This window comes from Clostridium amylolyticum (genome assembly GCF_900142075.1).
In the GTDB taxonomy this organism is placed as follows: domain Bacteria; phylum Bacillota; class Clostridia; order Clostridiales; family Clostridiaceae; genus Clostridium_AA; species Clostridium_AA amylolyticum.
Genome location: NZ_FQZO01000001.1, coordinates 814,003 through 826,492, shown reverse-complemented (window position 1 = coordinate 826,492; position 12,490 = coordinate 814,003). Strand labels below are relative to the sequence as shown.

Annotated in this window: 13 protein-coding genes; 1 reads left to right on the top strand and 12 read right to left on the bottom strand. The window is 31.0% G+C overall.

What is annotated here, in order from left to right:
* Window positions 1–22 precede the first annotated feature (22 nt).
* Window positions 23–1,552, bottom strand: coding sequence for a YifB family Mg chelatase-like AAA ATPase (locus BUA82_RS04030; protein WP_073004886.1), 1,530 nt, complete (start codon window positions 1,550–1,552; stop codon window positions 23–25).
* A gap of 95 nt (window positions 1,553–1,647) precedes the next feature.
* Between BUA82_RS04030 and BUA82_RS04025 the strand changes: the two genes are divergently transcribed.
* The gene (locus BUA82_RS04025; RefSeq protein ID WP_073004885.1) at window positions 1,648–2,019 is read left to right on the top strand and encodes a YraN family protein; all 372 of its coding nucleotides are present in this window, start codon (window positions 1,648–1,650) and stop codon (window positions 2,017–2,019) included.
* On the opposite strand, the gene BUA82_RS04020 is transcribed toward BUA82_RS04025, so the two are convergent.
* From BUA82_RS04020 to smc, 11 genes are all read right to left on the bottom strand, one after another.
* Window positions 2,016–2,822, bottom strand: coding sequence for a ribonuclease HII (locus tag BUA82_RS04020; RefSeq protein WP_073004884.1), 807 nt, complete (start codon window positions 2,820–2,822; stop codon window positions 2,016–2,018). The two genes, BUA82_RS04025 and BUA82_RS04020, sit on opposite strands and share 4 nt — an antisense overlap.
* 14 nt (window positions 2,823–2,836) lie before the next feature.
* Window positions 2,837–3,676 (bottom strand): ribosome biogenesis GTPase YlqF, encoded by an 840-nt coding sequence (gene ylqF, locus BUA82_RS04015; protein ID WP_073004882.1) that lies wholly within the window; start codon window positions 3,674–3,676, stop codon window positions 2,837–2,839.
* A 73-nt stretch (window positions 3,677–3,749) separates the two neighbouring features.
* Window positions 3,750–4,097, bottom strand: a complete 348-nt coding sequence (gene rplS, locus BUA82_RS04010) for a 50S ribosomal protein L19 (protein ID WP_073004880.1) — start codon at window positions 4,095–4,097, stop codon at window positions 3,750–3,752.
* A gap of 120 nt (window positions 4,098–4,217) precedes the next feature.
* Complete coding sequence (gene trmD / locus BUA82_RS04005) at window positions 4,218–4,937, bottom strand: tRNA (guanosine(37)-N1)-methyltransferase TrmD (protein ID WP_073004878.1); 720 nt, start codon at window positions 4,935–4,937, stop codon at window positions 4,218–4,220.
* Entirely contained in the window at window positions 4,927–5,427 is a 501-nt protein-coding gene (rimM, locus tag BUA82_RS04000) for a ribosome maturation factor RimM (RefSeq protein ID WP_143148561.1), read from the bottom strand. The genes trmD and rimM overlap by 11 nt, the downstream gene beginning before the upstream one ends.
* A 51-nt stretch (window positions 5,428–5,478) precedes the next feature.
* On the bottom strand, window positions 5,479–5,706 hold the full coding sequence (locus BUA82_RS03995) for a KH domain-containing protein (RefSeq protein WP_040211694.1): 228 nt from the start codon (window positions 5,704–5,706) through the stop codon (window positions 5,479–5,481).
* 47 nt (window positions 5,707–5,753) lie between these two features.
* Window positions 5,754–5,999, bottom strand: a complete 246-nt coding sequence (gene rpsP / locus BUA82_RS03990; protein ID WP_073004874.1) for a 30S ribosomal protein S16 — start codon at window positions 5,997–5,999, stop codon at window positions 5,754–5,756.
* Window positions 6,000–6,038: 39 nt separating this feature from the next.
* Window positions 6,039–7,388, bottom strand: coding sequence for a signal recognition particle protein (gene ffh / locus BUA82_RS03985; RefSeq protein ID WP_073004871.1), 1,350 nt, complete (start codon window positions 7,386–7,388; stop codon window positions 6,039–6,041).
* A 15-nt stretch (window positions 7,389–7,403) separates the two neighbouring features.
* Window positions 7,404–7,742 (bottom strand): putative DNA-binding protein, encoded by a 339-nt coding sequence (locus BUA82_RS03980; protein WP_073004869.1) that lies wholly within the window; start codon window positions 7,740–7,742, stop codon window positions 7,404–7,406.
* A gap of 70 nt (window positions 7,743–7,812) precedes the next feature.
* Entirely contained in the window at window positions 7,813–8,721 is a 909-nt protein-coding gene (gene ftsY / locus BUA82_RS03975) for a signal recognition particle-docking protein FtsY (RefSeq protein ID WP_073004868.1), read from the bottom strand.
* 12 nt (window positions 8,722–8,733) lie between these two features.
* On the bottom strand, window positions 8,734–12,294 hold the full coding sequence (smc, locus tag BUA82_RS03970) for a chromosome segregation protein SMC (protein ID WP_073004867.1): 3,561 nt from the start codon (window positions 12,292–12,294) through the stop codon (window positions 8,734–8,736).
* Between the last annotated feature and the right edge of the window lie 196 nt (window positions 12,295–12,490).

The following is a 12,490-nucleotide window of genomic DNA, read 5'->3' as shown; positions in this document are numbered from 1 at the left end:
GAATCTCCTTATTAGTATTATTTTAAGATATCTTATTATCTATAAATTTTCTGTAATTAGTTGCTTCAATTATATCCACTTCTTCCACGTTTTCACTTCCCCTAAGGTCTGCTATTGTCCTTGCTACTTTAAGTATTCTATCGTGGGCTCTAGCGCTTAATTCATTGCTTTCATAAATTTTTTTCATAAGAGCATTACAAGAATCTGATAGTGCACAATACCTTTTTAAATGATTATGACTCATTTCCGCATTGCAGCTTATATTTGACTTTTTAAATCTATCTTTTTGCATTTTTCTAGCCTGTATAACCCTATTCCTTATTTCTTTTGAAGGCTCACCTGGATTATCATCCTTTAATTCACTGAATTTAACCGGTGTAACATAAGTATATATGTCAATTCTATCTAGAAGAGGTCCAGATAATTTCTTTAAGTATCTCTGAATATCTTTTTCAGTGCATGTGCATAGATTATCATAATCCCTTAAAGTGTACTTGCCGCAGGGACATGGGTTTAAGGCTGCAATAAGCATAAAATTTGCAGGATAAACAATGGAACCTGATTGCCTTGATATGTTTATAATCCTATCCTCCAGTGGCTGCCTCAAGGATTCTAAGGTTTCTCTTTTAAATTCTAGAAGCTCATCTAGAAACAATACACCTTTATGGGCCAAGGTGACCTCACCAGCTTTAAGTTCACTCCCACCACCTATAAGGGCATACATAGAAGAGGAGTGATGAGGATTTCTAAAAGGTCTTTTGATTATCAAGTTTTCACTTTTAGTAAGCTTATCTGAAATGCTATATATTTTAGTTACTTCTATAGATTCTTCATAACTTAAGGGAGGAAGTATAGTAGGGACCCTCTTTGCCAGCATAGTTTTCCCTACTCCTGGAGGACCAAACATTAATACATTGTGTCCTCCAGCACAAGCTATTTCCAGTGCTCTCTTTGAACTTATTTGACCTATTATGTCTTGAAAGTCATAATCGTAACAAGCATTAGGGCTCATAGTTTCTTCATGGGTATAAGGTAAGCAGTCTTTGTACATTAAAAAATTTACACATTGATGGAGGTTAGAAAAGGGAAATACATTAGCTTGTTTTATCAATGCACATTCTTCTTTATTTTCATCAGGTACAATAAAATTGTAAATAGAATTATTAGTTCCTTCAATGGTTATAGTTAGTGCCCCCCGAGCCCTTCTTATTTCACCATTTAATGAAAGTTCACCTATAAACAGTAAATTTTCTATGTCATTTGGGTGTATGTAACCTGCACACACGAGAATTCCAATAGCAATAGGCAAATCAAACATAGAACCGATTTTTTTAATACTGGCTGGAGATAAATTTACTGTTATTCTCCCTATGGGAAACTTAAAGCCGGAATTTATAATAGCAGACCTTACTCTCTCTTTTGCTTCTTTAACTGCAGTATCAACTAAGCCAACAATGTTAAAATTCGGCATCCCTTTAGCTATATCAACTTCAACCTTTACTAATAATGCATCTACGCCGCTTATAGCAGCGCTATTTACTTCAATGGCCATAATATCACCTCTAAATAAAAATTATTGCCATATTATAGAATTTTATAATTAGAAATAAAGAAATTATGGTAATAATATTAATGGGAAGTGATATTATGCACAGCATGAAAAGAGAAGTAGGTAACTACGGAGAGAAAATTGCAGCTGATTATGTAGAAAAGATGGGATATAACATACTTAAAAAGAATTTTAAGTGCTCTGCAGGAGAAATAGATATCGTAGCTTTTAAAAATAAAGTGTTATGTTTTATAGAAGTAAAAAGTAGGTATAGCTCTCAATATGGTTTACCGCGAGAGGCTATTACCTACTTTAAAAAAGATAGAATGATTAAAAGTTCAAATTATTTTATTCATAAGCATGGTTTATATGATTATTATGTGAGATTTGATATATTAGAAGTTATATTTAACCATAATAATTCTGATTTCTATATAGATTATATTAAGGATGCTTTTAGGCTTTTTTAAATAAAATTCTTTACAAAGGTTTTTCTATGAATCTTACATATTCCAATGCGTTTAATAGCTTCAATATGAGTTTTGCTACCATATCCCACATTGCTTTTAAAATCATAATCTGGAAAGGCTTCATGATATTTTATCATTAAATTATCCCTATATACCTTAGCGATAATGGAGGCGCAGGCGATGCTTGCGCTTTTAGTATCCCCTTTAATTACCGCCTCATTATTACCATTATAATCTTTTACTTTATATCCATCAGATAAAACAATATTGGGAGTTACAGCTAAATTAGATATAGAGTCTAAGAAGATTTTATTATTACAGTAGGAAATACCAAATTCATCAATTTCTTCGTTGGAGCAACTAGCGATGGCATAGGAAACAGCTCTGTTTTTTATTTCCTCTGCTAATTTTTCTCTCATAGAAGAGGATAAAGATTTTGAGTCATTGATATACATAATTATATCCTTTAAATCTTCTAAATTTAGAACTACTGCAGCAGCCACTATAGGTCCAGCTAAAGGCCCTCTACCTACTTCATCTACCCCAGCCAATATGGTATTTTTAGAAAAAATTCTGTCAAAAGCATATAGGGAATTTACTCTTTTAACTTCATTAAAGTATTTATTTCTTTCCTTTTCAATATGTTCCCCTAATTTATTTACATTTTTTCTCTTATCATTTTTTAGAGTTTCTAATAAAATTACCAATTCATCGCTACTGATTTTTATTAAATCCATAGATTTAATACTGTCATTAAGCTGTTTAAAATTATAGTTTTTAATATCATTTTTAAAATCTATCATAAGTAAAACCTCTTTTACGGTCTCTCTAAGGAGATTTTAGCTATTTTACCACCTCTAAGTTCATCTAATAATATAGCTGCTATTCTATTATAATCGATGGTGTTTTTGCTCATAATGCATCCGCGTTTTATTGCGATGTTATCAAGATTTTCTATGGCGGAAGGGGATAATTCATCAAGTTTATACCTCTCCATAAGTTCCTTAGGATATAAGACTTGGAGGTGTTCTACTAATTTTAGAGCTAATTCTTCAGTATCCATTATTTCATCCTTTATAGCTCCAGTAAAAGCTAGGCTTAGCGCAGTTTCCTCATCGAATTTAGGCCATAGTATACCTGGGGTATCTAAAAGCTCTATACCCATTTTTGTTTTTATCCACTGCTTATTTTTTGTAACACCAGGTCTATCTCCCACTTTTGCTATAGTGTTTTGAGCCATTTTATTTATAAAGGATGATTTTCCTACATTGGGTATACCAACTACCATGACCCTTATAGTTATGTTAACCAATCCCTTATTTTTCTGTCTTTCCAGCTTTTCTTTAAGTAAATTATTTAATTCAGGTTTTATATTCTTAAGTCCAGCCCCAGTTAAACTGTTAGCTTCCATTGCTCTTATACTACCTTTACTTAATTCCTTAATCCATTGTTTTGTTATTGCACCTTCACTTAAATCACTTTTATTTAAAAGAATCAGCCTAGGCTTATTTCCGCATAGTTCTTCGATTTCAGGGTTAGCGCTAGATTTAACAATTCTAGCATCTCTTATTTCTATTACAGCATCCACAAGCTTTAAGTTTTCTTTTATTTGTCTACGGGTTTTAACCATGTGACCAGGAAACCAATTAATTGGCATTTAATATCACATCCTTGAATAGAATATTTTATATAATAAAAATGGGACTGTAACAGTCCCATTTTATTAGTTTCTATTTGATAAGTTCTTTAACTTTAGCAGCCTTACCAACTCTATCTCTTAAGTAGAATAGTTTAGCTCTTCTAACCTTACCTCTTCTTGTTACTTCAATTTTATCAATGATAGGAGAGTTAACTGGGAAAGTTCTCTCTACTCCAACATTATAAGCAAGTCTTCTAACTGTAAAAGTTTCTCTTATACCACCATTTTGTCTTTTAATAACAGTGCCTTCAAACATTTGAACTCTTTCTCTGTTATTTTCTTTTACTTTTACGTAAACTTTTACTGAATCACCTACATTAAATTGAGGTAAATCTGATCTTAACTGCTCTTGTTCTATGGATTTTATAATATCGTTCATGTGCTTTCCCTCCTTAGTGATGAATTTGACGTTCATACCATATTTAATATGAATAGAGGAACGCCCGTACTAGCACAAAGGTAATTTTAGCATATACCTTTCTATAATTCAATATAAATTTTAATTTTCTCCAAAGTTTTTCAATATTTTTATATCTTCTTTGGTTAACTTATACTTTTTATAAAGATCAGGACGTCTTTCTTTAGTTATTATTAATGATTTTGCTTTTCTCCATTTTTTTATATTATCATGATGACCAGAAAGGAGTATTTCTGGAACTTTCTCTCCATTATATTCTTCCGGTCTAGTATACTGAGGATATTCTAATAGTCCATTGTAAAAAGATTCTTCTTCAAAGCTTTCATTAGAAGAAAGTACTCCAGGAATAAGCCTACAAATACTATCTACTATGGGTATACAAGCCATTTCCCCTCCAGTAAGTACAAAATCACCTAAGGAAATTTCTTCATCTATATAATTGTATATTCTTTCGTCTAATCCTTCATAATGTCCGCATAAAAAAATCAGTTCTTCTTCCTTTGAAAAATCCATGGCTTTTTCATGATTAAAAGTCTTTCCTCTGGGGCCTAAAAAGACAACTTTCCCCTTATTATTTTCTTTTACTGATTTTAAACAATCCACTATAGGTTGTGGTGATAAAACCATACCTGCTCCACCGCCATAAGGGTAGTCATCCACTTTTTTATGCTTATTATTTGAATAGTCTCTAATATTATATAAATCAATAGTTATAACATTATTTTTTATAGCCCTGCCTAGGATACTATGTTGAAATACATCAAACATTTCAGGAAATAAAGTTAAAATACTAATCTTCATCCATCCATTCTCCTACAGGCCTTATAATAATTTTTTTACTTGATATATCAATGTCAGTAACAAATTCTTTCATAGCAGGTACTAGAACTTCTTTTTTATTATTTTTTATCCAGTATACGTCGTTGCTACCGGTTTTTATTATTTCAAAAACTTTACCCACATATTCTTCATTAGAGTCATAAACTTCACAACCTACTAAGTCTGCGATGAAATATGTATCTTCTGGAAGTTTTACTGCATCTTCTCTTTTTACTTCTAGATATTTAGTTTTGAGCTTTTCTCCTTGCTCGATACTATCGATACCTTCTAATTTTATGATAACTCTATCATTTTGCAGTTTACACCAAGAAATATTCATTTCATTACCATCTACTATGACTGTTTTAAGCTTTCTAAATCTACGTATGTCATCAGTTAATGGATAAATCTTCAACTCTCCTTTAATACCATGAGTATTAATAATTTGACCTACAGCAAGAAAATCATTCAAATTATCCACCTCCATATTAATAAAAGAGCTAGGCTACCCTAACTCTTTTAATTATATTATTTCAACTACTACTCGTTTATTTTCTTTAATAGCAGCTGCTTTAACTACAGTTCTGATAGCTTTTGCTATTCTTCCCTGCTTTCCAATCACTTTACCCATATCTTCAGGAGCAACTTTTAATTCAAGGATAATAGATTGCTCTCCAGCAACTTCTTTTACCTGAACTAAATCAGGATTATCAACTAGTGATTTAGCTATAATTTCAACTAATTCCTTCATTTATAGTTCTGCTAATATTGTAATTAGCAGAATTCACCTCCCAAAAACTATTTGTTAATACCAGCTTTTTCAAATAGCTTTTTAACAACATCTGTAGGTTGAGCTCCATTTTTTACCCATTGTACTGCTTTTTCTTCATCAATTTTAATAACTGCTGGTTCAGAAATTGGATTATAATAACCGATTTCTTCGATGAATCTACCATCTCTTGGGCTTCTTGAGTCAGATACTACAACTCTATAGAAAGGAGCTTTTTTAGCGCCCATTCTCTTTAATCTTATTTTAACTGCCATTTAATTCACCTCCTTCAAGTAGGAATCCTTAAGGCTAAATCAGAAAGGTAATTTACCGAATAAGCCTTTTTTATTATTCTTCTGCATGGATTTCATTTGCTTTGTCATTTTCTTCATATTCTCAAAATCCTTTAGAAGCTTATTAACTTGTTGAACTGTACATCCAGAACCATTAGCTATCCTTCTTTTTCTTGAAGGAGATGCGGTTATAAGGGATGGACTTTTTCTTTCTTTTTGAGTCATGGAATTGATTAATGCTTCTACCTTTGCCATTTCTTTTTCGCTTTGACTCAAGTCAACCCCTTCTAATTGCTTCGCATTAAAACCAGGGATCATCTCTATAAGTTTATTAATAGGACCAAGTTTTTTCATCTGATTCATAGCAGATAAAAAGTCCTCAAAGTTAAATTCTTGAGTTAGCATTCTGTTTCCTAATGCTGCTGCTTCTTTTTCGTCTATAGCAGATTGTGCTTTTTCTATAAGGGATAGAATATCTCCCATGCCTAGTATTCTAGAAGCCATTCGTTCAGGATGAAAAATTTCTATGTCATTCATCTTTTCTCCCAAACCTACAAATTTAATGGGCTTATTAGTTATTTCTCTAATGGAAAGTGCTGCACCACCTCTGGTGTCACCATCTAACTTAGTGAGTATTACACCTGAAATATCTAAGCTATTATTAAAGGATTCTGCCACATTTACAGCATCTTGACCTGTCATGGAGTCTACTACTAAAAGTATTTCATTAGGGTTAACTGCATTTTTAACAGACTTTAATTCTTCCATTAATTCTTCATCTATGTGCAATCTACCTGCTGTATCTACTATTATGATGTTATTTGAGTTATCTTTAGCATGTTTTATGGAAGCTTTTACTATGTCCACTGGACTAATCTTATCTCCCATGGAGAAAACAGGTATATCTATTTGTTTTCCTACCACCTGCAACTGTTTTATCGCTGCAGGTCTATATATATCAGCTGCTACCAAAAGCGGTTTTTTATTTTTCTTTCGTAAGTATAATGCTAGCTTGCCGCACATGGTGGTCTTACCAGCCCCTTGCAATCCTACCAGCATTATTATAGTGGGGCCATTATCTGAATAGCTAATCTTGCTTTCAGTACCACCCATTAACTTAGTGAGCTCTTCATTAACTATTTTAATAACGCTTTGTCCTGGGGTTAAACTTTCTAAAACTTCAGACCCCAAACATTTTTCAGTAACTCTGTTTATAAAGCTCTTTACTACCTTAAAGTTAACATCAGCTTCTAATAAAGCAAGCTTAACTTCTCTCATAGCTTCTTTAATATCTTTTTCGGATAGTTTGCCTTTACCTTTTAACTTTTTTATGGTTTCCTGAAGTTTTGAGGATAATCCTTCAAAAGCCATGCTAACCCTCCTATACTATAATTTTTCTAAAATAGATTTTATATCCTGAATTATTTTTATATCATCATTATTTGAACCTTGTATTTTATTTAAATTATCTATTATCAAATTTATCTGAGATTCTAGTTCAATGTCTTGTTTCATTAAACATAACTTATCTTCATAGGTTAAAAGCTGTTTATAACATCTTTTAATAAGATCATAAATAGCCTGCCTACTGGTATTATTTAATTCTGCAATTTCAGATAATGATAAATCTTCGTTGTAGTATAAATTCATTATCTTTTGTTGTTTTTCTGTTAAGAGCTTTCCATAATAATCTAATAAAACCGACAGCTCTATCCTATCCATCATACGATCACCTATCACAGTAATGATAATATCAGATTTAAAAATATGTGTCAAGTACTTTTACTTAACAGCATTAAAATAATGCATCAGTAAAATCTTTGGAGTTGAATTCTTGCAAATCTTCTATGCCTTCCCCAACACCTATATACCTTACAGGAATGTTTAAGGTGTTTTTAATGGAAATCACTACGCCACCCTTTGCAGTGCCGTCTAGCTTTGTAAGTATAATTCCATCTATAGGGCATACCTCCATAAATTGCTTGGCTTGAATTACCGCATTTTGTCCTGTAGTTCCATCTAATACTAGTAAAGTTTCTTTTTGAGCTTCACCATATTCACGATTAATTATTCTATTTATTTTGGACAACTCATCCATTAAATTCTTTTTATTGTGTAACCTTCCTGCCGTATCACATATAAGCAAATCAACTTTTCTGGCCTTTGCAGCTTGAACTGCATCATAAACTACCGCAGCAGGGTCAGAACCTTCTTGGTGTCTAACTAAATCCACCCCTGCTCTTTGGCTCCATATTTCCAGTTGATCTATGGCAGCTGCCCTAAAGGTATCTGCTGCTGCTAATAAAACCTTTTTGTTGTTATTTTTATACCTAGAAGCTATTTTGCCAATGGAAGTTGTTTTACCCACACCATTTACACCTATGATAAGCATTACTTTTGGAAACTCTTCTTCAATTTTATTGCTATCTTTGTCCAGTATTTCTTTTATAACTTCCTTAAGGCAAGGTTTTAACTCTGCTGGGTCATTTATTTTATTTTCTCTTATTTTATCCTTCAAGTTATTGATAATGGTAATGGTAGTATCCATTCCAATATCAGAAGTAATAAGTATTTCTTCCAGCTCTTCATAAAGATCATCGTCTATATTTATAGCTAAATTAAACAATTCATTTACCTTGTCCGTGAAGTTGTTTCTAGTTTTGTTTAGTCCTGCTTTTAATTTGTCAAAGAAATTTTGTAACATATTATTCCTCCCTTAGTTATCGGATAAATCCAAGGATACCACCTTTGATATACCCTTTTCTTCCATGGTTACTCCATACAATATATCACTAGCTTCCATGGTGCCTTTTCTATGTGTTATTACAATAAATTGAACTCTTTCAGAGAATTCTTTCATGAATTCCGCATACCTGTATACATTGGAATCGTCTAATGCTGCTTCAATCTCATCTAATATACAAAAAGGAGTAGGTTTCATTTTTAATATTGCAAATAGTAGTGCTATTGCCGATAATACTTTTTCTCCTCCAGACATAAGATTTATATTTTGGAGTTTTTTGCCAGGAGGTTGAACGTTTATTTCTATATTTGCTGTGAGTTCGTCCCCTTCTGATAGAATTAAATCAGCACTTCCACCTTTAAATAACTGCTTAAAAGTATCATTAAAGTTAGTTTTTAATGTTTTAAAGTTATTTATAAATAAGCTTCTCATTTGCTCTGTCATTTCGTTTATTACATTATTTAATTCGCTTTTAGCATTGGTAAGATCTTCTTGTTGCAAGGACATAAAATTATATTTTTCACTTATTTCACTATATTCCTCTATAGCGCCCACATTTACTGTTCCTAGTAAGCTTATTTTCTCCTTCAGTGATTTAATAAGCTTCTTAACCATATCCATATCCTCTATAGGTACTGCTTTCTCTTCAGCTTCGGCAATGGTAAGATTCATTTCATCATTAAGTCTTTTAAGAATATTATCATATTCCATCTCATATCTAGCCTTTGCAATTTCAAATTTATGAGCTTGTTCTTCATAAGTTTGAATGGTTCTTTTCTTATCCTCTAAACTAGATTGAATTATTTTAATTTCATCTTTTAATTGCACTCTCTTATGCTCATATTCTAGAAATTGTTTTTCCATTTCAAGTATTAGATTGTTTATATTATGAATTTCAGAGTTGCAGCTTAGTATATCCACATCATATTTTCTTTTATTTTCACAGGACTTAATTATTTCATCTTTTAGTTCATGTATCTTATTATTATTTGATTCCATGTCCTTGGATATTCTAACTAATTCATTTATTTTAGCAGATACCATTTCATCTATTTTTGCTTTTTCAATTTTTAACTCTGTTACTTCATGTTTTAACTCATTTAATTTTAATCTTTCACTTGATAATTCTTTATCCATATTCAATATAGAATTTCTATTTTTAGATTCTAGAGCATTGGAGTTATTTATTAAATTATTTATATCTGTAATTTTTTGCAAAAGCAACATTTTTCTATTCTTAGAATCTTCTATATCCTTTTCTGCCACAGATAAAGAATTGTTTATTCTATTAGATTCTAATTTTAAAGAGACAGTTTTTTCTTTTAGCTTTGTAATATCTATGTTCTTAAAGTGTATTTCATCTCTAGCTGATAGTATTGAGTCATCTATTTGTTTATACGCTTTTCTAAGGTCAGATAATTTTTTTGTTAAGCTCTTTATTTTTTCTTTAGCCTCTTCTATAGAAATTAAAGTATCCTCTATTTCTCTTTTTCTGCTTATAATGCTGGTATTTTTCCTAAAGCTACTTCCCCCTGTTAATGCTCCACCAATATTAACTATCTCTCCATCTAAGGTAACAATTTTAAAAGAAAAATTACTTTTTTTAGCTACGTTTAAAGCACTGTTCATATCTTTGCATATGACGGTTCTTCCTAAAACATACTGTATGGCATTTTTATATTTTTCATTAAAATCTATAAGATCGCTAGCTATACCTATATAACCAGGAAGGGAGGCTATGTTTTCACTTACATTAACCTTACGTCCTCTGATTATGGAAAGGGGCAAGAAGGTAGCTCTACCTAATGCATTCTCTTTTAAATATTTAATTAGTATTTTAGCAGTATTTTCATCTTCTGTAATAATATCAGAAATAGAGGATCCCAAGGCTATTTCCATGCTTGTTTCATATTGTTTATTAACCTTTATAATATCTCCTAGAACAAAAAAGTTATCTCTCTTTATACTGAATAAACCTTTTTCTGAGTCATGGATTAATGTTTTAACCGCCCTATTATAGCCTTCATATTGTTTTTCCAAATTATTAAGCATGGTATAATTAGCTTCTAACTTGTTATATTGAATGTTTTCTAATCTAAGTTCTTTTTCATGCTCTTCTATTTCTATATTTTTTACTTTAAGTTTTCTTTTTAAATCTTCCAATGTATTTTCAAGCTGATATACTTCATTATTGACTTCATCAATGGAATTATTTATAGCTGATAGAGTATTTGTATTTATACTAGATAAATTTCTATAATTGTTAACCTGATTTTCTAATTCTTTAATGTGCTCTTCATTGTGATCATATTCATTTTGAATAGTTGACTTTTTATTGGTTAAATCTGAAGATTTTCTTAATAACTCTATAGCTTCTGTTCTTAAGTTCTCAGATAAAGTTTCTCTCTCCATTATGTTATGGTTAATATTTAACACTTCTTGTTCTAACTTTATTATATTATCATCTAGACTATTTTGCTTTAATTGATTAGCTTTAAGCTCATCATCTAAGTTTTCTTTTATTCCCGTTAACTGATTTATGGTATTATTTAAATCCGTTATAATATTGTTATTTCTATTAATATTCTCCTCCACAAAAGTAATTTTTTCTTTTAGGATTTGAATTTGATATTCTAATTCTTGACCTTTTGATTTATTACTATAATATTTATTTTTCTCATTTTGGTAAGTAGCTTCATGAGCTTCAAGCTTACTACTTTTATTATTTAGTTCTTCTTTTAAATGTATGTTTTGAACTTCAATTTCTTCTATTAAGTTTTTTAAATTATTTATTTTTTCTATTTCATTGTTAATAGATTTTTTCAATGTACTAATATTGTCGATGATAAAGGATATTTCCAGTGAGTTTAACTCATTGGATAGCTCTACAAACTCTTTAGCTTTTTCACTTTCAATTTTTAGAGGTCCTAATCTTTCTTGGTAAGTACTTATAATATCTCCAATCCTAATTAAATTTTGCTCAGTATTCTCAAGCTTTTTTTCCGCTTCTTCTTTTCTGGTTTTATATTTTACAATTCCTGCAGCCTCTTCTAGTAAACTCCTTCTATCATCAGGCTTTCCACTTAAGATAGCGTCAATTTTACCTTGTCCAATAATAGAGTAACCTTCCTTACCTATGCCGGTATCCATAAACAATTCATTTATGTCTTTTAGTCTGCAATTAGTATTATTTATTAGATATTCACTTTCACCTGAGCGAAAAATCCTTCTTGTAATGGTAACGTCACTATAATCAATAGGTAATTCTCCATTGGTATTGTCTAGAGTAAGGGATACTTGAGCAAGTCCTACTGGCTTTCTATATTGAGTACCAGCAAAGATGATATCCTCCATCTTGCCTCCTCTTAAGCTCTTTGCACTCTGTTCTCCTAAAACCCATCTAACTGCATCAGATATATTGCTTTTACCGCTACCGTTTGGACCTACTACCGCTGTAACTCCTTTTTTAAAATTCAATTCAGTTTTATCAGCAAAGGATTTAAATCCTCTAATCTCAATAGATTTTAAGAACATATGTCCACTCCTTCTATCTAGTCACTAATACCATAGGTATGAGACCAATTAAAAAAATGAAAATTAACCAATATACAAGTAATCTTACTAGTTTTTGTCTTCTCTTAGGTTTCAAATAATCACCTCATTTTCTCTATTAAGTTTATAGTATTATGAAATAAATATCAATATATGAGGCACCAAAAAATAAGGCCTT